Genomic DNA, 23,594 nt, shown 5'->3' with positions numbered 1-23,594 from the left:
TTGATTTGACAAAAAGTGGAAAAAGAGTGTTTTAAGAGATCGTTCTGGCATGGAGGAGAAACGAGATGGAACATACATTGGATCAATTTGGAAAAGAGAAAATTACACCGCATCCGACCCGCACCGCCGCTATCGTTCTGGCAGCCGGACAGGGAAAACGGATGAAAAGCAAGATTCAGAAGCAGTTTCTCCTTCTGGAGGAAAAGCCGGTCATCTGGTATGCACTTCACGCGTTTGAGGAGAGCCGGGTCGATGATGTGATTCTGGTGACCGGGGCGGATGAGATCGCGTACTGCCGGGACGAGATTGTAGGAAAATATGTATTTTCCAAGGTGCGCGCTATCGTTGCGGGCGGAAAAGAGCGCTACCATTCGGTCTACGAGGGGTTAAAGGCGCTCGGCAGCCAGCTTTCCTATGGGGAGGGGGACTGCGTCCTGATTCATGACGGGGCGCGTCCGTTTGTGGACGAGCCGATGATTGAACGTATCGTATCAGATATACGAAGTTATAGCGCAGCAGTGGCAGGCATGCCGTCAAAGGATACGGTCAAGCTGGTGGATGCGGACGGATTTGCCTCTGTGACGCCGGAACGGGCGCATGTCTGGATGATTCAGACACCGCAGGGATTTACTTACCCGCTGATCCGCGCGGCGTATGACAAGATGATGAGTCGGGAAGAGTACCAGCAGGGAGTGACGGATGATGCGATGGTGGTCGAGACGATGACCGATCACAAGGTGCGCCTGACCGAAGGTTCTTACCGGAATATCAAGGTGACAACGCCGGAGGATATGGAGGTTGCGGCTGCATTTTTACAAAATAAAAAAAGTTAATAGGTCTATTGACAACCCTTGACTTCTATGTTATAGTACTTATCGTGTTTAACTGCCGAAGACAGCAGGTGCCGAAAGGCATAAGGTTAATACGCCTGCCGAGGGAACTGATATCGTTGTATATTTCTATCCCCCTGTCCTGCGAGTGACGGAGGGATTTTATTTTACAGAAAACGTTTACCAGGCGGTTATAGAAATAAAACAGGAGGTAAACCAATCATGGCAAAAGTTGAATTAAAGCAGCCGGTTGTTGCTGAAATCGCAGAATTATTCAACGGCGCTAAGGGCGCAGTAGTAGTTGACTACCGTGGACTGACAGTTGAGCAGGACACACAGCTCCGTAAGCAGTTAAGAGAAGCTGGTGTTACTTATAAAGTATATAAGAACACCATGATTCGTTTCGCTGCTAAGGGTACCGCGTTCGAGGCTCTGGAGCCGAATCTGGAGGGTCCGACCGCTCTGGCTGTATCCAAAGAGGATGCTACAGCTCCGGCAAGAATTTTAGCTGAGTTCGCTAAAAAAGCAGACAAGCTTGAGATCAAGGGCGGCGTTGTAGAGGATACTTACTACGATGCAAAGGGCATGCAGGTTATCGCAACCATCCCGTCCAGAGAAGTTCTTCTTGGAAAACTTCTTGGAAGCATGCAGTCTCCGATCACAAACTTCGCTCGTGTTATCAAACAGATCGCAGAGCAGCAGGAGGCATAAGACCCTTACCTGCAAAGCAGGGTGTAAGGTGCGTGAGAGCCGCATAGTAAAGCAAGAGGCCGCATAAGGCCGATTTAAAATTCAATCACAGGAGGAATATTAAAATGGCAAAGTTAACAACAGCTGAGTTCATTGAGGCAATCAAAGAATTATCCGTATTAGAGTTAAACGATTTAGTAAAAGCTTGCGAGGAAGAGTTCGGTGTATCCGCAGCAGCAGGCGTTGTTGTAGCAGCAGCAGGTGCAGCTGAGGCAGCAGAAGAGAAGACTGAGTTCGACGTAGAGCTGACAGAGGTTGGCCCGAACAAAGTTAAAGTTATCAAGGTAGTTCGTGAAGCTACAGGTCTTGGTCTGAAAGAGGCTAAGGAAGTAGTTGACGGTGCTCCGAAGGTAGTTAAGGCTGGCGCTTCCAAGGAAGAGGCTGAGGACATCAAGACTAAATTAGAGGCTGAAGGCGCTAAAGTTACCTTAAAGTAATTTAAGTAATTTCGCATAGAGCTAATTGCATTACAGATGGGGAGTCTGGCGTGTGCGTGAGCGCATGCCGGGCTCTTTTTGTGTAATAGGAAATTCCTTGGAATTTCTAATGATGCGCACTCGCGCGAAGATGCAGACTCTTTTTTATACGGGGGAATCAGATTAAGATGGCAGAGAAGACAGAAAATGAAATGGCAGCAGATGCAGAACTTAAAACGCTTCGGGAGCGGATTAAGGCGTGCGAATTTCTGCTGATTGGACTTGGAAGTGAATGGGAGAAGGCGGGAGGCGCGGAGGTACAGGAGGCATACCGGGCGCTGGCAGCGATGACAGAGGGGAAGGATTATTTTATCGTGACGACCGCAAAGGATGCGCGCATCTTTGAAAGTTCGTTGGATGAAGCGAAGATCACGGCGCCGTGCGGTAATGTGAACTGGCTTCAGTGTTCGAAAGGCTGTACGAAGGATATCTGGGAGCGCGGCGAGGTGGCGGATGGTATCTGCCCGCACTGTGGGGCGCCGCTGACAGAAAACACAGTTCTGGCGAATCCGTATATCGAGGAGGGTTATTTGAAAAGCTGGAATCTCTACCGGGAATGGCTGGCTGGAACCTTAAACCATGCGCTTCTGATTCTCGAGCTGGGAGTGGACTTCAAGACGCCGACCGTCATCCGCTGGCCCTTTGAAAAGACGGTCTTTTTTAACCGCAAATCGCATATGTATCGGATAAACCAGAAGTTTTACCAGATTGTCGGAGATATTCAGGAGAGGACCGTATCGATTCCGCAGAATTCGGTCGGCTTTATCCGCAATTTTCCTTACTGCGATTGAGAGTCCACTTAGTTACTGGGCACGTATGCGTGAACAGTAACGTCCACTTATCTGCGGAGGGGACATTTGGGAAGCAAAACTTGAGAAACCGCTTCGATTGTGCTAAAATGGAACCATCGTTTGACAGAAAACGACAGAAAATGACATGGACGAGAGGATAGGGCAATGGGAGCAATCAGTAATGACTGGCTGGCTCCGCTCAGCGGAGAGTTTAAAAAGCCATATTACAGAAAGTTATACGATACTGTGAAACGGGAATATGAGACGCATGTTGTATATCCGGATGCGAATGATATTTTCAATGCATTTGATTTTACCCCTCTTTCCGAGGTAAAGGTGGTTATTTTAGGTCAGGATCCCTACCATGGTCCGGGACAGGCGCATGGGCTTTGCTTTTCGGTAAAGCCGGATGTGGAAATCCCGCCGTCCCTGGTGAATATTTATCAGGAATTGCACGATGATCTCGGCTGCTACATCCCGAACAATGGCTATCTGACGAAATGGGCGAAGCAGGGAGTCATGCTGCTGAACACTGTTCTGACCGTTCGCGCGCATCAGGCAAATTCCCACCGTGGAATCGGCTGGGAGGAGTTTACGGACGCTGCGATCAAGATCTTAAATGAGCAGGACCGTCCGATGGTATTTATTCTGTGGGGACGTCCGGCACAAGCGAAGAAATCGATGCTTAATAATCCAAAGCATCTGATTCTCGAAGCACCGCATCCGAGCCCGCTGTCTGCGTACCGCGGATTTTTCGGCAGCCGGCCATTCAGCAAGACCAATGAATTTTTAAAAGAACATGGTGTTGCCCCGATCGACTGGCAGATAGAAAACGTGTAGGAAGGAGCAGACATGAGTTTTGTTGAGATTTTAAAGGTAATTGTACTGGGAATCGTGGAAGGTTTCACGGAATGGCTTCCGATCAGCAGTACCGGGCATATGATTCTGGTGGATGAGATCATCCATCTGGATGTCAGCGAGGCGTACCGGGAAGTGTTTATGGTTGTCATCCAGCTGGGTGCGATTCTGGCGGTTATGGTGCTGTATTTCAATAAATTGAATCCGTTTTCACCGCACAAATCGATGGCGCAGAAGCGCGGTACAATTCGTTTGTGGATAAAAATTATTATAGCCTGCATTCCGGCAGCGGTGATTGGGCTTCCGCTTGACCATTTCATGGATAAGCTGATGAACGGCTATGTCGTAGCAGCGATGCTGATTCTCTACGGCGTTTTGTTTATCGTACTGGAAAATCGAAACGTGCACCGTCATTTTCCGATTGAGCGCGTGACGCAGATTTCGTTCCAGACTGCGGCGCTGATCGGCTGTTTCCAGGTGCTGGCGATGATTCCGGGTACTTCCCGTTCGGGCGCGACGATTCTGGGCGCGATGCTGATCGGCTGTTCACGTCCGGCGGCGGCAGAATTTTCATTCTTCCTTGGGATTCCGGTTATGTTCGGTGCGAGTTTTTTAAAGATTGTGAAATTTTTCATTCAGGGCGGCGGATTTTCTTTCGCGGAGTTCATTTATCTGGTTCTTGGTATGGTGGTCGCATTTGGCGTGTCCGTGTACTCGATCAAGTTCCTGATGGGATATGTCCGCAAGCATGATTTCAAGTTTTTCGGATATTATCGGATTGTGCTTGGTATCGTGGTGCTGTCCTACTTTGGTATTTCGGCGCTAGTAGGTTAAAATGTACGCTCGGAGTCTTTCCTGCACTTGCTTTTGCGGCTGGCGGAAAGATTCCGAGAGCACATTAAATAGAAAAAGAGGATTCAGACCTGACAGAAATGCGGAGGTCTGGATCCTTTTTTGCGTTCATATAATACATGGAAGCGGAAACGCAAATATAAAGGGGATGCCCTGTCACAGTTCAGGGCTGACACGTCTAAAATGGTAAATCGGATCATTCAAAATAAGGGTTCCATGAGGAAAAAACTGCTCTGCCTGTGCACGGCAGTGCTGCTGGATCTGTGTTTCTTAGGAATCGTGTGCAGGCTGGCAGTGGGGATGCAGTGGGAAGATTTGGCGGAAGTGGAGCAGGCGGACCAGACGGACCAGACGGTTTCCTCCCCGGAATGCTTTTCCGGTGGGGAGCTGGCGCTGACCTTCGACGACGGACCGCACAGGGTGTACACGAAAAAGCTGCTGGACGGCTTGCGCGAGAGGGGCGTGAAAGCCTCTTTTTTTCTGGTCGGGGAAAATATTCCGGGTAATGAGGAACTGGTGCAACAGATGGCTAAAGACGGTCATCTCATCGGGGTTCACTGCATGGCACATGTGGATCTGGCGCGCCAGCCGATTGAAAAGAGCGTGGAGGAGATTCGGGAGACGGCCGATTGGATCGAGGCGGTCACGGGAAAACGTCCGGAATACATACGTCCGCCGTATGGTTCATGGAGTACGGAGCTTCAGGAGAGAGTGTCGATGACGCCGGTGTTCTGGGACGTCGATACGCTGGACTGGAAAAACCGGAATACGGCGCGGATTGTGAAGCATATCTGCAAAAATGCGGCGGTTCACACGGTGGTGCTGATGCATGATGCATATCAGACTTCGGTCGATGCTGCGCTTGAGACGATTGACACATTGACGGCGGAGGGATATACTTTTGTTACAATAGAAGAATGTCTGATTGATTGAGAGGATACGATGGATTTATTTGATTATATGCGGAAAAATACGATCGAGCAGGAGGCGCCGCTGGCATCCAGGCTGCGCCCGTCCACGCTTGACGAGGTGGTGGGACAGAGGCATATCATAGGAAAGGATAAGCTTTTGTACCGGGCGATCAAGGCAGATAAGCTCGGATCGCTGATTTTTTATGGACCGCCCGGAACGGGCAAAACGACGCTGGCGCGCGTGATTGCCAACACGACGAGCGCGCGTTTTGAGCAGCTCAACGCGACGGTGGCGGGGAAAAAAGATATGGAACAGGTCGTGCAGGATGCCAAGGATGCGCTGGGGATGTACGGAAAGCGCACGATCCTGTTTATCGACGAGATTCACCGCTTTAATAAGGGGCAGCAGGACTATCTTCTGCCGTTTGTTGAGGACGGGACGATTCTGCTCATTGGTGCGACGACGGAGAATCCGTATTTTGAGGTCAACGGGGCGCTGATTTCCCGATCCCGTATTTTTGAGCTGAAACCGTTGGAAAATGCGGATATCCGCGAGCTTTTAGAGCGGGCGATCCATGACAAGGAAAAGGGCATGGGAAGCTATCGCGCGGAGGCGACGGACGAGGCTCTGGATTTTCTGGCCGATATGGCAGGCGGAGACGCGCGCGCGGCGCTCAATGCGATCGAGCTTGGTATTCTCACAACGGAACGGAGTGGAGATGGGCTGATTCACATTACACTCGATGTGGCGCAGGAGTGCATCCAGCGCCGTGCCGTGAAGTATGACAAGACGGGGGATAACCATTACGATACGATCTCAGCGTTTATCAAGAGTATGCGCGGTACCGATCCGGATGCGGCAGTTTATTATCTGGCGAAGATGCTGGATGCAGGCGAGGATATCAAATTTATTGCGCGGCGTATCATGATCTGTGCGTCGGAGGATGTCGGCAATGCGGATCCGCAGGCGATTCAGGTTGCGGTCAGCGCGGCATTGGCAGTGGAACGGATTGGTCTGCCGGAGGCGCGGATTATCCTGTCGCAGGCAGCTACCTATGTGGCGAGCGCGCCGAAGAGCAACGCGGCGTATGTGGCGGTCGATGAGGCACAGGAGGCGGTCAGGTTAAAGGGAAACTTTACGGTGCCGTCCCATCTGCGCGATCGCCATTACAGCGGGGCGGAGAAGCTGGGGCATGGCGACGGGTACAAGTATGCACACGATTATCCGAACCATTATGTGAAGCAGCAGTACCTGCCGGATGGACTGGAGGGCAGCACATTTTACCGCCCGTCAGAAAATGGGTATGAGAAGAAGATTGGGGAGTGGCTGCACTTTCTGAAGGGCTCTGAATGAGAAAAGCTTCTTTTCAGATAGATTTTGATTTGAGATGGAAAACTATTGATATGTATGAAGAAAATGTTTACTTGAATTTTTATGAAAACCGTTTATAATAAAACCAAGGTGGCTGCAGGATAAAGAGCAGTCACAGCATAAAAGGCTATGTTAAAAAGGTATGCCGGGCAGGTATCTGCCTGTCCGGTTTCGTGTAAGTACCTGGAAGACATCCACACGTTTCTTATTTCTGATTTTTGAATCCCAGAGAATATGACACAATTAAACAGGGCAAGGAGAATTATATGAGAGAAAAATTAAAGACACTCCCTCTGGTGCAGCTTCGGGAAATGGCGAAGGCACAGGGGTTAAAGGGGATCAGCACCCTGAAAAAGGCGGAGATCATAGACAGGCTGTGCGAACTTGAGAAGCCGGTGGAAGAGGGACAGAAAGAAGAAACGCCCCAGGCTTCTGTCAGTGAGCATCCGGCTGGATCGGCGGAACCGGCAGAGAGAACGGAAATGCACGTGCAGCCGCGCAGAACTGATGCAGGGCAGAATACATCGGCACAGACGTATTCGCAGCCGCGGAGATCTGCCAACGGAGAACGGGCTGCGGGAGGGCAGAATTACAGTTATGAGCGCCGCAGCGAAGGCGGATACCGCCGGAATGAATACGGCTCCTATACACGCCGTGAGAATAATAATACCCGTTATCAGGATAATCGCAGACGCGAGTACACGCAGCGAGAGGGGTATCAGAGAAATTCCTATGTGCCGCGTAACAATTACAATGAAGCGATGAGCGCAAGAACCGAGTATAGCCAGCCGGAACATACCGCACCGGCACCGCAGATGGCAGAAGCAGCCTCCGAGTACAGTCAGCCGGAACGTACCGCGCCGGTGCAGCAGATGGAAAGCACCCGTACTGAGGTGGAAAATGCACGCATGGAGGATCTGAAAAATGAATTTCAGGAGCTGGACAGCGGCATCGAGGCGAACGGAATCCTGGAGGTTATGCCGGATGGATTTGGATTTATCCGTTGTGAAAACTTCCTGCCGGGTGAAAATGACGTCTATGTGGCGCCGTCCCAGATCCGCCGTTTTAATCTGAAAACTGGTGATATCGTGCGCGGAAGCCGTCGTGTGAAGTCGGCGACGGAGAAATTTGCCGCATTATTATATATTAATTCGGTCAATGGATACCCGACCAGCGTGGTGGAAAAACGTCCGAATTTTGAAAATCTGACGCCAATTTTCCCAAATGAACGTCTGCACCTGGAATATCCGGGGGTTAAGACTTCCATGGCGATGCGCGTGATGGATCTGCTGTCCCCGATCGGAAAAGGACAGCGAGGCATGATCGTATCCCCGCCAAAAGCCGGAAAGACCACCCTGTTAAAGCAGGTGGCGACGACCATCACAAAGAACCATCCAGAAATGCACCTGATCATCCTTCTGATCGATGAGCGTCCGGAGGAGGTGACAGATATCCGTGAGACGGTAACGGGAGAAAATGTCGAGGTCATCTATTCGACGTTTGACGAGCTGCCGGAGCGTCATAAACGTGTGTCGGAGATGGTAGTAGAACGGGCGAAGCGCCTTGTCGAGCACGGAAGGGACGTTATGATTCTTTTAGACAGTATCACCCGTCTGGCGAGGGCTTACAACCTGGTGGTTCCGCCGAGTGGACGAACTCTTTCAGGTGGTTTGGATCCGGCAGCGCTGCATATGCCGAAGCGCTTCTTCGGTGCGGCGAGAAATATACGCGAGGGCGGCAGCCTGACGATTCTGGCGACCGCGCTGATTGAGACGGGCAGCCGTATGGACGATGTTATTTACGAGGAATTTAAGGGAACCGGCAACATGGAGCTGGTGCTTGACCGCAAACTTTCCGAGAAGCGCATCTTCCCGGCGCTCGATATCCTGCGTTCCGGTACGCGAAGAGATGATCTGCTTCTTTCGTCCGCCGAGGCGGAAGCGGTCGATATCGTCCACAAGGCGACCAACACGCAGAAACCGGAGGATACCGTCGAGCGGATTCTGGATCTGTTTGCCAAGACGAAGAACAATACGGAATTTGTGGAGATCACGCGGAAAAAGGGGTCATTTTACTAAAAATCATGTTTCACCAATAGCGCATTTGTGAGGACTTTCTTCCAGGCAGGAAAACAGGACTGTAAGAAGAAAAATAGTATTGAAAAATAGATAAAATTGCTTGCTAAAAAGTACACACCATGATATAATTATAAGGCTGTATTAACAGACGGTAGTTCTGACATCTGCGTGAGTCGTCCTTACGAGTGGAAGGAACGCTTAAATGATGGAATAGCGTGCCTGGATGTGCGGAGCTTTATATAGAGCCGTTTTAAGACGGCTTGCAATTAAAAAAGCGGTCGGAAATCGCAATGAAAAATTCAGAGAGGTGAAAGAAATGAGAGAAGGAATCCATCCAGCCTATTATCAGGCAAAAGTAGTTTGCAACTGTGGTAACGAGTTCGTAACTGGTTCTACCAAGAAAGACATCCACGTAGAGGTTTGCTCCAAGTGTCATTCATTCTACACAGGCCAGCAGAAAGCAGCCGCTGCCCGCGGACGTATCGATAAGTTCAACCGCAAGTACGGCATCAACGCAGGCAAATAAGTTTGAACCATGTAAAGGTTGGGTTTTAGTGGCGACATTAAACTCAGCCTTTTTGTTTTCTTCTTTTTTTATTTTGAAAGGACAGCATGAAGTATTCAGGAATTGGCGGTCAGGCGGTAATTGAGGGAATCATGATGATGAAAGGCGAGGACTATGCAGTGGCAGTCCGCCGGCCTGACAAAGAGATAGAAGTAAAAAAAGACACATACCAGAGTATCACGAAAAAAGCGAAGATTTTACAGCTCCCGTTTGTGCGCGGCGTGTTCCGGTTTGCAGATTCGATGATCATCGGCATGCGGAGTCTGTCGTATTCCGCCAGCTTTTTTGAGGATGATGAGGATGCAGAGCCGGGAAAATTCGAACAGCTTTTAGACCGTGTGTTCGGCGAGAAGCTGGAGAGTGCGATCATGGCAGCAGTTCTGGTAATTTCGTTTATCCTGGCAATTGGTATTTTTATGCTCCTGCCGCTGGGGATTGCGAACCTGTTTAAGGGAGTTATCACATCGGATCATCTGATGGCAGTGCTGGAAGGTGTGATCCGGATCGCGATTTTTATTATCTATATTAAACTTGTTTCGCGGATGGAGGACATCCGGCGGACATTTATGTACCACGGGGCGGAGCACAAGTGCATCAACTGTGTGGAACACGGACATCCGCTGACGGTAAAATATGTGCGCGAGAGCTCGAAGGAGCACAAGCGCTGTGGTACCAGTTTCATATTGATTGTCATGGTGATCAGTATTCTGATGTTTATGGTGATCCGGGTCGATACGATCTGGATGCGGATTCTGAGCCGTATTATTCTGGTTCCGGTCATTGCGGGTATATCATATGAGGTATTGCAGTGCGCTGGACGGAGCAATTCGAAGTTTATGGATCTGGTGAGCCGTCCGGGTATGTGGATGCAGGGACTGACGACGAAGGAGCCGGATGACTCGATGATTGAGGTGGCGATCGCGGCGACCGAGGCAGTTTTTGACTGGAGAGAATACCTGACGGAGAATTTCCCAGGCTGGGAAAAGCAGCTGGAAGAGTCATAAATAGAACACGGTACGACAGAGGGGATGAGTCGATGAGCGAGGAAAACGGAAGAACAGACCTGACCTGGAGAGAACTGTTGGATGAGGGCGGCGCGCGCTTAAGTGAGGCGGGTGTGCCGGACGCAGGGACGGATGCCTGGTATCTGATGGAAGCGGCGTTCGGGATTGACCGGGTGCATTATTATCTGGATCAGAACCGTCCGATCCATGCGGAACGCCTGGAAAAGGGCTATGGGCGCTATCAGGAAATGCTTCAGAAACGGGCAGAGCGCATTCCACTGCAGCAGATTCTGGGAATGCAGGATTTTATGGGAATGACATTTTCTGTCGATGAAAATGTCCTGATTCCGCGCCAGGATACGGAGACGTTAGTTGAGCGGGTTCTTCGGGATTACCCGGAAAAGGATCTGAAACTTTTGGATATGTGTACCGGATCCGGCTGTATCGCGATCAGCCTTGCCGTGCTTGGCGGCTACCAGAACGTGACGGCGGTGGATATTTCCGAGGCGGCGCTGCGCGTGGCAAAGAAAAATGCGAGACGTCTCTTTTTGATTCAAAAGGGAACTGCGCGGTCAGAATCGTTTCAGGTATCGGAGGATCCGTGGTGCATCCGCCTGAAAACGTGGCTGGCAAAGGGACCGCGCCTGCAGGCAGAGATCGAGGAACACAGCCTGACACTTTTGCAGAGCAATCTGTTTCAGGCGGTGGAGGCGGATGTCATGTACGATGTGATTGTGTCGAATCCGCCGTATATCCCATCGGCGGTGATCGACGGTCTGGAACCGGAGGTACGCGACCATGAGCCGCGGCTGGCGCTGGACGGCAGCGAGGACGGTCTGTATTTTTACCGGGTTCTGGCGCTGGAGTGCAGCAAACATCTGAATAAGGGCGGCTGCGTATATTTTGAGATAGGATATGACCAGGCGGAGGCGGTCAGCCGGATACTGACCATCGCCGGGTATCGGGAGATAGAAGTGATAAAGGATGAGCCGGGGCTTAACCGCGTGGTAAAGGCACGGTGGAACCGTTAGACGATAGAGGAGGATATCATGTTTGACAGATTGGATGATTTGCTGATCCGTTATGAAGAGCTGATGGAAGAGCTCGGCAGCCCGGAAGTGGCAAGCGATACAAATCGTTTCCGCAAGCTGATGAAGGAGCAGTCGGATCTGGCTCCGATTGTGGAGGCATATAAAGAGTATAAGAAGGCAAAACAGGACGTAGAGGACAGTCTGGCGCTTCTGGATGAGGAATCCGACGAGGAGATGCGCGAGATGGCGAAGGAAGAGTTAAATGCTGCGAAAAAGCGCATTGAAGAGCTGGAGCAGGAATTAAAAATTCTGCTTCTTCCGAAGGATCCGAACGATGAAAAGAACGTTATCGTCGAGATCCGTGCAGGTGCAGGCGGCGATGAGGCGGCATTATTTGCGTCCGAACTGTACCGTATGTATGTGCGCTTTGCAGAACGCAACCGCTGGAAAACTGAGCTTGTCAGCGTCAGTGAAAATGGAATCGGCGGCTTCAAGGAGGTCGTTTTCATGATTACCGGCCAGGGCGCTTACTCCAAGATGAAGTACGAGAGCGGTGTCCACCGTGTACAGCGTGTGCCGGAGACCGAGTCCGGCGGACGTATCCATACCTCGACCGCGACGGTTGCCGTGATGCCGGAGGCAGAGGATGTGGACGTTGTCATTGATGATAAAGATATCCGTATTGACGTTATGCGTGCGTCCGGAAACGGTGGACAGTGTGTCAACACGACTGACTCCGCGGTACGTCTGACCCATATTCCGACCGGTATCGTGATCTACAGCCAGACTGAGAAATCGCAGTTACAGAACAAGGAAAAGGCGTTCCGTCTTCTGCGTTCCAAGCTATATGATCTGGAGCTGGAGAGACGCCAGAACGAGGAAGCGGCAGAACGCCGCAGCCAGATTGGTACCGGTGACCGTTCCGAGAAGATCCGTACCTATAACTTCCCGCAGGGACGTGTGACCGAGCACCGCATCAAACTGACCTTGTATAAGATCGATTCGATCATGGACGGCGATCTGTATGAGATCATTGACAGCTTAATTGCAGCCGATCAGGCGGCGAAGCTGGCGAAGATGAATGAGGGCATCTAAAGAATTAGAGAAAACGGAAGGGGGATCCTATATGGAAAGAAGAGATAAAGTCAATTATTATTTGGATCTGGCGGAAATGGTTTCGCAGCGGAGTACCTGTCTGCGAAAGCATTACGGGGCAGTGATTGTGAATAACGATGAGGTTATCTCGACCGGCTATGTGGGCGCCCCGCGCGGACGGAAAAACTGTTCCGATATCGGTCGCTGCATCCGCGAGGAGCTTCATGTGCCGCGCGGCGAGCGGTACGAGTTGTGCCGCAGTGTCCATGCCGAGGCCAACGCCCTGATCAGTGCCTCCAGAGAGCGCATGATCGGCGCGTCGCTGTATCTGACCGGTGTCGATGCGAGAACCGGCGGGTATGTGGAAAAATCGAGCTGCTGTTCGATGTGCAAGCGCATGGTAATCAATGCCGGAATTGAACATGTCTATATCCGTGATACGAAAAATGAGTATCGAAAAGTCGATGTAGAAGATTGGATCCGCGAAGATGAATCGCTGGAAGGAAAATTTGGGTACTAAGAAGCGCACAGGAGACGGCGCTGCCCGCTGGGCACGCCGCATCTTCTGTGCTTTTTTGATCGTGATTGGATGTCTGGTTTTGGCGGATGGTGTGGGGGATGCGGTTAGAAGGGCGGAAAACAGAGATTCCCAATCTGAAGGAAATGTAGAGCAGAAGTTATCTGGAAAATCTGATTCAGATGCGTCAGAGCCGATATGGCAGCCAGATTTCGCAGCCTTAAAATGTCAGAATGCCGACGTCATCGCCTGGATTCGCATTCCCGGTACTCACATCGACGAACCGATTGTCCAGACAACCGACAATGAATCGTACCGCAGCATCGGGCTGGATGGAAAACCAGATCCAGCCGGGACTGTCTTTCTGGACTGCGAGAGTGCACCGGATGCATCGGATTTTCATTCGATTTTTTACGGGCATCATATGAAGGACGGAAGCCGGTTTTCCGAGCTGATCCGCCTGAAAGACGAAGATTTCTTCCAGAAGCATCGGACGGCTTATCTCTATTTTCCAGATGGGAAAAGGCGGACACTCCGTCTGATTGCAGCGCTCACTGCGGGCAGTCAGGGGGAACGGCGTAGGACGGAATTTGCGGATCGGTCGGAGATGCATCCTTATATAGAAGAAATGACGGAGGGATGCCGGTTTCGCGAACTGCCAGACGAGGAGGTTTCCCACTTGTATTCCTTTGTGACGTGCAGTTATGAATTTGCGGATGCGCGGACGATTGTGTATGCAGTGGATGAATGATGCTTATGGATTGTACGTTACTGTTCACGTATACGTGCCCAGTAACGGAATTTGCCGTGGCTCCGCATTTAAATACGGCAAATTCCTGCTGCCACCACGTTTTCTTACGGCACTTTCGGTTCCAAAAGTGCCTACCCGTGAACAGTTACGATTGTACAATGCAAGAAAGAAGTGCAAAGCAAATAAATTTGCAAGCAGCAGGCAAATGTGGTATATTACTTATAGTGATGAGATCTGCCTTTTTTTAGAAAAGAGGCGTGAAAATAAAACATATGAGGAGAACAAGATATGAAGGGTATCGTTTTAGCAGGCGGTTCAGGCACACGCCTTTACCCGCTGACACGCGTAACTTCCAAACAGCTGCTTCCGATTTATGACAAACCGATGATTTACTATCCGATCTCCGTTCTGATGAACGCGGGAATCCGGGATATTCTGATTATTTCGACACCGGATGACACACCGCGTTTTAAGGAATTGTTGGGCGATGGACATCAGTTTGGTTTACATTTAAGCTATGCCGTGCAGCCAAGTCCGGATGGACTGGCGCAGGCATTTATCATCGGCGAGGAGTTCATCGGGGATGATTCCGTAGCGATGATTCTGGGGGACAATATTTTCCAGGGTCAGGGACTTGTGAAACGCCTGCGTGCTGCCTCTGCCAAGAAAGAGGGCGCGACTGTATTCGGCTACTATGTCGATGATCCGGAGCGCTTCGGTATCGTAGAATTTGACGATCAGGGCAAGGCGATCTCCATCGAGGAGAAGCCGGAGAAACCGAAGTCCAATTACTGTGTAACGGGTCTGTATTTCTATGACAACCGGGTAGTAGAGTATGCGAAACAGTTAAAACCGTCTGCCAGAGGCGAGCTTGAGATCACCGATTTGAACCGCATCTATCTGGAAAATGGCGATCTGGATGTTATTCTTCTGGGACAGGGCTTTACCTGGCTCGATACCGGTACACATGAGTCCTTAGTTGAGGCAACCAATTTCGTTAAGACAGTAGAGACCCACCAGCACCGCAAGATCGCGTGCCTGGAGGAGATTGCGTACTTAAACGGCTGGATCAGCAAGGAAGAAGTGCTGGAGGCATACGAGGTATACAAGAAAAACCAGTATGGCAAATATCTGAAAGACGTACTGGATGGGAAATATGTTGATAAAATACATCAGAATTAAAAGGAGTTAAAACAATGAAGATTATCGTGACAGGCGGAGCCGGATTCATCGGCGGAAACTTCGTACACCATATGGTAAATAAATACCCGGAGTATCAGATCATCAATCTGGATCTTCTGACCTATGCGGGTAACTTAGAGACACTGAAACCGGTAGAGGATAAGCCGAATTACAAGTTTGTACACGGCGATATCGCAGACCGCGACTTTGTATTCAAGCTGTTTGAAGAGGAAAAACCAGATGTCGTTGTAAACTTTGCAGCGGAGAGCCACGTAGACCGTTCCATCACGGACCCGGAGGCATTTGTCCGTACCAATGTCATGGGAACGACCACCCTGCTGGATGCCTGCCGCACCTATGGAATTAAACGTTATCATCAGGTATCGACCGATGAGGTATACGGCGATCTGCCGTTAGACCGCCCGGATCTCTTCTTCACGGAGACAACCCCGCTTCATACCTCCAGCCCGTACTCTTCTTCCAAGGCGAGTGCGGATCTGTTTGTATTGGCATACCATAGAACCTACGGACTTCCGGTGACAGTATCCCGCTGCTCCAACAACTACGGTCCATATCATTTTCCGGAGAAGCTGATTCCGCTGATGATCAGCCGTGCGCTGGCAGACGAGGAACTTCCGGTATACGGCGACGGCGCGAACGTCCGCGACTGGCTGCACGTATCCGATCATTGTGAGGCGATCGATCTGATTCTCCACAAGGGACGCGTCGGTGAGATTTACAACATCGGCGGACATAATGAGAGGACCAACCTGGAGGTTGTTAAAACCATCCTGAAAGCGCTGGACAAGCCGGAAAGCCTGATCCGTTACGTCAAGGATCGTCCGGGTCATGACCGCCGTTATGCGATCGATCCGACCAAGATCGAGACGGAGCTTGGCTGGAAGCCGAAATACAATTTTGACACCGGCATTCGTCAGACGATCGACTGGTATCTGAACAATCAGGACTGGTGGAAACACATTTTAAGCGGTGAGTACAGCCAGTACTTCGAAAAAATGTATGGAGATAGATTATAATGAGAGTATTAGTGACAGGCGTTAAAGGCCAGCTTGGCTATGACGTGATGAATGAGCTGAAAAAACAGGGTCTTACTGGCATCGGTGTGGATGTCGATGAGATGGATATTACCGATGCAGAGGCATGCCGCCGCGTGATCACCGAGGCAAAGCCGGATGCAGTGATTCACTGCGCTGCATATACTGCAGTAGACGCAGCGGAACAGAATATGGAACTCTGCCGTAAAGTCAATGCAGATGGAACGAGAAATATCGCGGAGGTCTGCAAAGGTCTGGACATCAAAATGATGTACATCAGCACCGATTATGTATTCAACGGTCAGGGCACCCGCCCGTGGGAGCCGGATGACCACCGGGAACCACTCAACGCCTACGGTCAGTCGAAGTATGAGGGCGAGCTGGCAGTCGAGGAGCTGGTAAAGAAGTTTTTCATCGTCCGTATCGCGTGGGTATTTGGCGTGAACGGCAAGAACTTCATCAAGACGATGCTGCGCGTTGGCAAAGAGCGCGGGGCAGTCAGTGTTGTGGATGATCAGATCGGTTCCCCGACTTACACATACGATCTGGCACGTCTGCTGGTTGATATGATTCAGAGTGATAAATATGGTCGTTACCATGCGACGAATGAGGGACTTTGCAGCTGGTATGAATTTGCAGTTGAGATCTTTAAGCAGGCGGGCATGGACGTCAAGGTGACGCCGGTCAGCACTGCTGAGTATACAGCTGCTTATCCGGGTCAGGCAAAACGCCCGATGAACAGCCGGATCAGCAAAGAAAAACTTTCGGACAACGGATTTGAGCGCCTGCCGTCCTGGCAGGATGCGGTAGGTCGCTATCTGAAAGAAATTCAGTAAAAAATGTGCAATCAGACATAGAAAGCAGCAGCGGCAGAAAGTGTGAAGCGTCGTTGGCTGCAGGATTTTCTTCAGGTTGGAATCAAAATCGTAGAAGGTCATGTATGTTAGTGGGGGATTTCCATAAATGTACATGACCTTTGGACTCTGTATTTGATGATGTAGGAGGAACTCTCAAAATGGGTAAATATTTTGGAACAGACGGATTCCGCGGCGAGGCAAATGTGACGCTGACCGTGGAGGATGCCTATAAAGTAGGTCGTTTCCTGGGCTGGTACTATGGACAGAAGACGAAAGCAGATCGCTGCCGGGTCGTGATCGGCAAGGATACGAGACGCAGCAGCTATATGTTTGAGTATTCGCTGGTATCGGGACTGACCGCTTCCGGCGCAGATGTCTATCTGCTTCACGTGACAACTACTCCGAGTGTATCGTATGTTGTACGCACCGAGGAGTTTGACTGCGGTATCATGATCTCCGCAAGCCACAATCCATACTATGACAACGGAATCAAGGTCATCAATGGACGCGGCGAGAAACTGGAGGAGGAGACGATCGAGAAGATTGAGTCGTATCTGGATGGCGAGATGGGCGAAATTCCATTTGCCAAACGCGATGCGATCGGACGCACCGTTGACTATGCGGCGGGACGCAACCGCTATATCGGTTATCTGATTTCCCTGGCAACACGGTCTTTCAAAAATATGCGGGTAGGTCTTGACTGTGCAAACGGAAGCGCTTCCGCGATTGCGAAAAACGTATTCGATGCACTGGGCGCGGAGACACACGTCATCAATAACACGCCGGATGGTCTGAATATCAATACAAATTGCGGTTCCACCCACATCAAGGGACTGCAGAAATATGTGGTTGAAAATCATCTGGACGTTGGATTCGCTTATGATGGAGATGCGGACCGCTGCCTGGCAGTGGACAGTGAGGGCAAGCTGGTAGATGGCGACAAGATTCTATATGTATGTGGAAAATACATGAAAGAACAGGGCACGCTGGTCAACAATACGGTTGTTACCACGGTTATGTCGAACTTCGGTCTTTATAAGGCATTTGAGCGCGAGGGTATTTCTTATGAGAAGACGGCGGTTGGCGATAAGTATGTCTATGAAAATATGTCCCAGAACGGTCACTGTCTGGGAGGCGAGCAGTCGGGCCATATCATTTTCAGCAAGCACGCGACGACCGGAGATGGCATTTTGACATCATTAAAGCTGATGGAAGTGATTCTGGAGAAGAAAGAGACACTTGCAAAGCTGGCTGATGAGGTGCAGATTTATCCGCAGGTTCTGAAAAATGTCAGAGTCAAGGATAAAGAGGCGGCGCAGGCAGACCGCGACGTGCAGGCGGAGGTTCAGAAGGTATCGGATGCCTTGGGCGATACCGGTCGAATCTTAGTTCGTCCGAGTGGTACGGAGCCGCTGATCCGCGTGATGGTCGAGGCACCGACGGATGAAATCTGCGGAAAATATGTAGCACAGGTTGTAGAAATGATAGAGAAAAAGGGACTGGCAGAGTAAGACATGAGAGAGCAGTTGACAGAAAGTGATGTAAAGAAGATTCAGGAAGAGATCGACCATCGGAAGCTGGTGGTCCGCAAAGAGGCGATCGAGGCGGTCAAGGAGGCGCGCGCACAGGGTGACTTGAGCGAAAACTTCGAATATTATGCTGCTAAGAAGGATAAGAACCGGAATGAAAGCCGTATTCGCTATCTGGAAAATATGCTGAAGCATGCCAAGATCGTATCGGAAGAATCCCGCCCGGATGAGGTCGGAATGAATGATACGGTTACCCTGTATTTTGAGGATGACGACGAGGAAGAAGTATACCGTCTGGTAACGAGCATCCGGGGCAATTCTCTGGAAAACCGGATCAGTATTGAGTCGCCGCTCGGAAAAGCGATCGAAGGACACCATGTGGGTGACCAGGTGGAAGTGAAGGTCAACGATAAGAGCAGCTATGTGGTGGAGATCCGGAAGATCGAGAAAACGGGAGAAGAGGATTCGGATCGGATTCGTAGTTATTAGTCGCAATACAAAGGAGAGTTTTGATTACTATGAAATTTGAAGAATTATGTGATGCACGTTATTCACTTCGTAAATTTGACAGCCGCCCGGTTGAGGCAGAAAAATTACAGAAAGTGCTGGAGGCAGGACGCAAAGCCCCGACGGCACATAACTTACAGCCACAGCGCTTTTTCGTGATGCAGAGTGAGGAGGCTCTGGCGAAAGCGGATGCATGTACGGCGTGTCATTTTCATTCGCCGGTTGTGATTGTAGCAGCCTATGATCCAGAGATTTCCTGGAAAAGGGAAGAGGACGGGAAAAACCATGGAGAGATCGATGTGACATTGGCGGTTTCCCAGATGATGTTGCAGGCAGCAGAACTGGGACTGGGAACAACGTATGTTGGTATGTTCAATCCAGAAAAATTGCTGGAGCAGTTCCCAGAGATGAAGGGCTTACAGCCGACGGCCTATCTGCCGCTTGGATATCCGGCAGAGACAGCTCATCCGTCCAGGCTGCATGCAGATCGCAAGCCGCTGGAAGAGCTGGCAGTATTTCTGTAAAATATAGACAATCCGTAACTGTCCAGTACCTTCACAGTCACGCGCAAAAATCCATTAAAAATTGCCTGCGGCAATGGGATTTTTGCCTGCTGGCCCATGTTTTCGTACGGTCAGCGCAGTAAATGCGCAGACCTACTGAACAGTTACGACAATCCTTTATTTACCATAATCCTTAATTGATACAGTCTGTTTCCTGAAAAGCTTGGAGACAGGCTGTATTTTTGTGTAATGCCAATGATGCGCACTCGCGCGAAGCAGAAATATGTAACGATATATCTTGCAATCCATGTGCATTTAAAAGTATAATAAAAAAATATGAAGAGAAGCATGAAACGATGTAGGATGAGAAAAGGAAATTGTATGTTATTAAGAGAATATTTAAAAGAATGGACCAAAGAAGACTTATTAAACGAAGCAAGAAGCTACGAGTTAAAGAACTGTTCCCGGCTTAAAAAGGATGACCTGATTGACCGAATTGTAGAATATTTAACGACAAAAGAGGCACTCCGGGGCAGACTTTCATGCCTGACGAAAGAGCAGATGGTGCTTTTTTGCAAAGCCTGTACCGAGCCACAGAAAATTTCTGCAGAAGAGATTATGGATGGAATGCAGTTATATAAATACGTACTTGGAAGTTTTGAGGAAGTGAGTGACTGCTTTACTGTCTTTGAAGAGATTGCACAGGGTTTTAGCGGGATTGACGATGAGGCATTCCGGGCGGTTCAGAGCAAAAAAGGCTGGCTGATGAAGTGTATCAGCTTCTTTATCGATTATTATGAGATTGCGCCGCTGGAAATTTTGTATGAACTGTACAAATTGAAGGTGAAAGGCACGATCGAAGAAATGATCGGGATGCTGGAGGAAATGCCGGAGGACATCACAGAATCCTGCATTTTCCCGATGGAGAAACTGGGAATGCAGGACCTGCCGAAAGAGAATCCGCTTTATTCCGAGAGGGGCTTGTATGTACATCTTCCAGTTTTTGAGGGTGATGGACTCACTGCTTTGTTGAAACAGCAGCAGAATAAAAAATTCTATATTCCGTCTGCACAGCAGTTGGATGAAATCTGTCAGAAAGGGTATGAGGCAGGGGTACTGGCTTATAAGGAGCTGGAGTCCTATTTCATAAAAAAATTGGATGTGCCGTATGAGAAAGCGGCTAGATGGTGCTTTGAGACGTGGACCAGCAGCTATGAAGGAAAATCACCGGCAGAACTGATGAATAAGATGCATGAAGAAGGGATTGTCTTCCAGAGCGAGCAGCAGATGGGCGAATTTTTAAGACTTCTCATGGATGCGTTCAACAATACGAGAACAAAAGAAAACCGCGGAAATAAACCGTGGGAATTAAGTGAGAGAGGTATGATCGGCGGCATGCCGGCGATGGTGCCGGAAATGTCCCAGCCAGCACCGGTAACCGCGAAAAAGGTGGAGAAGATTTATCCGAATGATCCGTGTCCTTGCGGATCTGGGAAGAAATATAAGAAGTGTTGTGGAAGAAATTAATACTCAGAGGTGAAATGAAAAATGCAGCAAGAGAGGAAAGAAATATCTGGCAAAGCTAATACGATCGCTGGTTTTTCCATCCCTCTGTATCTAGGCATCTTGGCGCTGGTGGTGGTCTGTATGTATATGGACTGTCTTCCGGCAGGCTTGGTCGGCGGCATGATTGCGCTGATGGTGCTGGGCGAGGGACTCAATTTTTTGGGAAATCATACACCGGTTGTGAAAACGTACCTGGGCGGCTCGGTCATCTGTATTCTGGGGGCGGCAGTCATCCAGGCGCTGGGGCTGATTCCAGAGCAGACGCATGAGATTCTGGACAATTTTGTCAACAAAGAAGGATTTCTGGTCTTCTATATCTCAGCGCTGATCACAGGAAGTCTTTTCAATATCGACCGCGGGCTTCTGATCCGCGCAACGGTGAAACTGCTTCCGACAGCTGTCATATCGCTGGCAGTCGGCGTGATACTTTCAGGTCTGCTCGGTATGGTGATGGGGGATAGTTTTCTGGAAGGCATCCTGTATATCGGTATTCCGATGACGAGCGGCGGCATGACGGCGGGAGCAGTGCCTCTGTCGGCAATGTATTCGTCGGTTCTGGGGACGGACGCCGGACAGATCCTGACGCGGATCGCACCGGCGACGGTGCTGGGAAATTGTGTGGCGATCATTTTTGGCGGTTTAGCCAATAATATCGGCGAGCGAAAGCCATCCCTGACCGGAAATGGCTGCCTTGTCAATGATGGTCACGAAGTGAAGAAACAGCCTCCGATGAAACCGACCTTCGCACTCTTATGTACGGGGCTTATCATTTCAATGGCATTTTATGAACTAGGGGCGCTCTGCCATCATTTTATTTCGATTGTACCGACGTATGCGTGGATGATTGTAGCAGTTGTGATTGTGAAGGGAACGGGAATCCTTTCAGAGCGCCTGGAGGACGCGGCGAGAGAGTGGGGACAGTTCGCGATCCACAGCTGGACAGCGGCGGCGCTGACCGGAATCGGGGCGACGCTGATTGATTTAAAGACGATTTTACACACGATCACTCCATTTTATCTGCTCAGTGTCGTGCTGATTGTCGGGGCGATCACACTGACCGCCGGATTGATCGGCATCAAGATGGGATTTTATCCGCTGGAATCATCGATCGCAGCGGGGATGTGTACAACGAACATGGGCGGATCCGGAAATGTAGCGGTGCTCAGCAGTTCAAAACGGATGGAACTGCTTCCATTTGCACAGATTGTGACGCGTTCCTGCGGGGCACTGATGCTGACCATCGGGGGCGTGCTGATACAGCTGCTGGCGAGGTAAAAAAGAATTGTGATTGACAGAGAAATGTGCCTGATAGAGGGAAAATAAGTGAAAACAGGGGAATAGAGAAATAGGGAAAAGCTGAGAGGTAGGTCTTATGAACATATTCATTGCGATCATGCTTGTATTTGCGGCAGCCGGGCTTTTGGATGAGATACTGGGAGGAAAGCTGGGGCTGATGCCGAACTTTGAAAAGGGGCTTGCCACGATGGGCGGTCTGGCGATGTCCACGGTAGGATTTTATGCGATCGGAGTTACATATGTGCAGACGCACGCGGAAGCGATTGCGGAGTCGGCAAAGCATATGCCATTTGATCCGGCGCTCATTCCAAGCTGCATTCTGGCGCCGGATATGGGGGCGCTTGGCATGGCACAGAAGCTGGCGGCGACACCGGCGCTGGCAGCATTTACCGGTGCGATGGTAGCAGGCAGTCTGGGAATGACGGTCGGATACCAGCTGCCGGTCTTTCTGGCAGCCGTTCGAAAAGATGAAATAGGAGAGCTGATGCGGGGATTCATCTTCGGGCTGATTGCCATACCGTCTGGTCTGGCGGTCGGAGGTCTGATGCTGGGTCTGCCTGTCCGTCAGCTCTTTTTTAATATGATCCCGGTGCTGGTGCTGTGCGTGGTGTTGATTGCGGCATTTGTGCTGGTTCCGGAGCTGACGATGAAGATCATGATTTTCATCGGAAATGCGATCCGTATTTTTAGTTTTTTCCTGTTTGGTGTGGCAGTCTTCGGAATTTTTATGCCGAAGTATGCGGTTGTCGAGAATGCTCTGATTGAGGAAATGCTTTTTATGGTACTCCGTATGGTCATCGCAGCGTGCGGCGGTCTGGTGCTGTCGCAGGTGGCGTTAAAACGTCTCCAAAAGCCGATCCAGCGCATCGGGGCGATCCTGGGTATCAATGAGGAGGCAGTTGTCGGACTGTTCCTTTCCTTTATACAGAGCCTTGCGATGCTGCCATTGTTTTCCAAGATGGATAAGCGCGGAAAAGTATTAAATGCGGCTTTCTCTGTTGCAGGCGCCTATGTGGTAGGCGGTCAGATGACCCTTGTAGCGTCCCTGATACCGGGAAACTGGGTAACAGCCTATATGATCAGCAAGGTGCTGTCAGGCGGACTGGCAGTTGCCCTGGCGGTTATTTGTCTGAGAAGGTCAAAAATGATAACAGAGTAGAGCGGAATATCTGATATTGAGATAAGGATAAAGAAATAAGAAAGCCCCGGCAGTTTTGC

The 23,594-nt window shown here is 50.2% G+C and carries 24 protein-coding genes and 1 other annotated feature; all 24 genes read left to right on the top strand.

Annotated elements, in window-relative coordinates; translation table 11 throughout:
- Positions 1 to 65 precede the first annotated feature (65 nt).
- The 24 genes from ispD (at position 66) to DXD12_RS10020 (ending at position 23,535) form a co-directional block, all read left to right on the top strand.
- Complete coding sequence (gene ispD, locus DXD12_RS10140) at positions 66 to 833, top strand: 2-C-methyl-D-erythritol 4-phosphate cytidylyltransferase (RefSeq protein WP_118638297.1); 768 nt, start codon at positions 66 to 68, stop codon at positions 831 to 833.
- 37 nt (positions 834 to 870) lie between these two features.
- Positions 871 to 1,005 (top strand) — a sequence feature (ribosomal protein L10 leader region).
- A gap of 47 nt (positions 1,006 to 1,052) precedes the next feature.
- A complete protein-coding gene (rplJ, locus tag DXD12_RS10135; protein ID WP_022360614.1) occupies positions 1,053 to 1,541 on the top strand; it encodes a 50S ribosomal protein L10 in 489 nt (162 codons plus the stop codon).
- 104 nt (positions 1,542 to 1,645) lie between these two features.
- Positions 1,646 to 2,017: a 50S ribosomal protein L7/L12 gene (gene rplL / locus DXD12_RS10130; RefSeq protein ID WP_107001383.1), complete on the top strand. Its 372-nt coding sequence runs from the start codon at positions 1,646 to 1,648 to the stop codon at positions 2,015 to 2,017.
- A 167-nt stretch (positions 2,018 to 2,184) separates the two neighbouring features.
- Positions 2,185 to 2,847 (top strand): hypothetical protein, encoded by a 663-nt coding sequence (locus DXD12_RS10125; RefSeq protein ID WP_118638296.1) that lies wholly within the window; start codon positions 2,185 to 2,187, stop codon positions 2,845 to 2,847.
- 165 nt (positions 2,848 to 3,012) lie between these two features.
- Positions 3,013 to 3,687 carry a uracil-DNA glycosylase gene (locus DXD12_RS10120; protein ID WP_022360612.1) on the top strand — a complete coding sequence of 225 codons (675 nt, stop codon included), beginning with the start codon at positions 3,013 to 3,015 and terminating at the stop codon, positions 3,685 to 3,687.
- Between the two features lie 12 nt (positions 3,688 to 3,699).
- A complete protein-coding gene (locus DXD12_RS10115; protein WP_022360611.1) occupies positions 3,700 to 4,539 on the top strand; it encodes an undecaprenyl-diphosphate phosphatase in 840 nt (279 codons plus the stop codon).
- Between the two features lie 234 nt (positions 4,540 to 4,773).
- A complete protein-coding gene (locus tag DXD12_RS10110) occupies positions 4,774 to 5,490 on the top strand; it encodes a polysaccharide deacetylase family protein (protein ID WP_181357236.1) in 717 nt (238 codons plus the stop codon).
- 9 nt (positions 5,491 to 5,499) lie between these two features.
- Positions 5,500 to 6,822: a replication-associated recombination protein A gene (locus DXD12_RS10105; protein WP_118638295.1), complete on the top strand. Its 1,323-nt coding sequence runs from the start codon at positions 5,500 to 5,502 to the stop codon at positions 6,820 to 6,822.
- Positions 6,823 to 7,106: 284 nt separating this feature from the next.
- Complete coding sequence (rho, locus tag DXD12_RS10100; protein WP_118638294.1) at positions 7,107 to 8,918, top strand: transcription termination factor Rho; 1,812 nt, start codon at positions 7,107 to 7,109, stop codon at positions 8,916 to 8,918.
- Between the two features lie 316 nt (positions 8,919 to 9,234).
- Positions 9,235 to 9,444: a 50S ribosomal protein L31 gene (gene rpmE, locus DXD12_RS10095; protein WP_022360607.1), complete on the top strand. Its 210-nt coding sequence runs from the start codon at positions 9,235 to 9,237 to the stop codon at positions 9,442 to 9,444.
- Between the two features lie 86 nt (positions 9,445 to 9,530).
- Positions 9,531 to 10,487 carry a DUF1385 domain-containing protein gene (locus DXD12_RS10090; protein WP_118472588.1) on the top strand — a complete coding sequence of 319 codons (957 nt, stop codon included), beginning with the start codon at positions 9,531 to 9,533 and terminating at the stop codon, positions 10,485 to 10,487.
- A gap of 32 nt (positions 10,488 to 10,519) precedes the next feature.
- Positions 10,520 to 11,518, top strand: a complete 999-nt coding sequence (locus tag DXD12_RS10085; RefSeq protein ID WP_118472589.1) for a HemK/PrmC family methyltransferase — start codon at positions 10,520 to 10,522, stop codon at positions 11,516 to 11,518.
- Between the two features lie 18 nt (positions 11,519 to 11,536).
- Positions 11,537 to 12,613 carry a peptide chain release factor 1 gene (prfA, locus tag DXD12_RS10080; RefSeq protein WP_118293366.1) on the top strand — a complete coding sequence of 359 codons (1,077 nt, stop codon included), beginning with the start codon at positions 11,537 to 11,539 and terminating at the stop codon, positions 12,611 to 12,613.
- A gap of 31 nt (positions 12,614 to 12,644) precedes the next feature.
- A complete protein-coding gene (locus DXD12_RS10075) occupies positions 12,645 to 13,133 on the top strand; it encodes a deaminase (protein ID WP_022360603.1) in 489 nt (162 codons plus the stop codon).
- The gene (locus DXD12_RS10070) at positions 13,102 to 13,881 is read left to right on the top strand and encodes a class B sortase (protein WP_118638293.1); all 780 of its coding nucleotides are present in this window, start codon (positions 13,102 to 13,104) and stop codon (positions 13,879 to 13,881) included. The genes DXD12_RS10075 and DXD12_RS10070 overlap by 32 nt, the downstream gene beginning before the upstream one ends.
- Before the next feature lie 288 nt (positions 13,882 to 14,169).
- The gene (rfbA, locus tag DXD12_RS10060) at positions 14,170 to 15,063 is read left to right on the top strand and encodes a glucose-1-phosphate thymidylyltransferase RfbA (protein WP_022360600.1); all 894 of its coding nucleotides are present in this window, start codon (positions 14,170 to 14,172) and stop codon (positions 15,061 to 15,063) included.
- A gap of 14 nt (positions 15,064 to 15,077) precedes the next feature.
- Entirely contained in the window at positions 15,078 to 16,100 is a 1,023-nt protein-coding gene (gene rfbB / locus DXD12_RS10055; protein WP_118293369.1) for a dTDP-glucose 4,6-dehydratase, read from the top strand.
- The gene (rfbD, locus tag DXD12_RS10050) at positions 16,100 to 16,954 is read left to right on the top strand and encodes a dTDP-4-dehydrorhamnose reductase (protein ID WP_107001395.1); all 855 of its coding nucleotides are present in this window, start codon (positions 16,100 to 16,102) and stop codon (positions 16,952 to 16,954) included. Before rfbB ends, rfbD begins: the two co-directional genes overlap by 1 nt.
- A gap of 179 nt (positions 16,955 to 17,133) precedes the next feature.
- Entirely contained in the window at positions 17,134 to 18,486 is a 1,353-nt protein-coding gene (glmM, locus tag DXD12_RS10045) for a phosphoglucosamine mutase (RefSeq protein WP_118638291.1), read from the top strand.
- A 3-nt stretch (positions 18,487 to 18,489) separates the two neighbouring features.
- Positions 18,490 to 18,993, top strand: coding sequence for a transcription elongation factor GreA (gene greA, locus DXD12_RS10040; RefSeq protein WP_022360596.1), 504 nt, complete (start codon positions 18,490 to 18,492; stop codon positions 18,991 to 18,993).
- 29 nt (positions 18,994 to 19,022) lie between these two features.
- Positions 19,023 to 19,535: a nitroreductase family protein gene (locus tag DXD12_RS10035; protein WP_117796070.1), complete on the top strand. Its 513-nt coding sequence runs from the start codon at positions 19,023 to 19,025 to the stop codon at positions 19,533 to 19,535.
- 360 nt (positions 19,536 to 19,895) lie between these two features.
- Positions 19,896 to 21,041 carry an SEC-C metal-binding domain-containing protein gene (locus DXD12_RS10030; RefSeq protein WP_182431313.1) on the top strand — a complete coding sequence of 382 codons (1,146 nt, stop codon included), beginning with the start codon at positions 19,896 to 19,898 and terminating at the stop codon, positions 21,039 to 21,041.
- A 21-nt stretch (positions 21,042 to 21,062) separates the two neighbouring features.
- On the top strand, positions 21,063 to 22,355 hold the full coding sequence (locus DXD12_RS10025) for a 2-hydroxycarboxylate transporter family protein (RefSeq protein ID WP_118523293.1): 1,293 nt from the start codon (positions 21,063 to 21,065) through the stop codon (positions 22,353 to 22,355).
- Between the two features lie 97 nt (positions 22,356 to 22,452).
- Positions 22,453 to 23,535: an ethanolamine utilization protein EutH gene (locus DXD12_RS10020; RefSeq protein ID WP_118638290.1), complete on the top strand. Its 1,083-nt coding sequence runs from the start codon at positions 22,453 to 22,455 to the stop codon at positions 23,533 to 23,535.
- Positions 23,536 to 23,594 lie beyond the last annotated feature (59 nt).

Source organism: Clostridium sp. TF11-13AC, from assembly GCF_003481065.1.
In the GTDB taxonomy this organism is placed as follows: Bacteria; Bacillota; Clostridia; order Lachnospirales; family Lachnospiraceae; genus Otoolea; species Otoolea fessa.
This window is presented reverse-complemented; position numbering and strand designations above follow the sequence as displayed.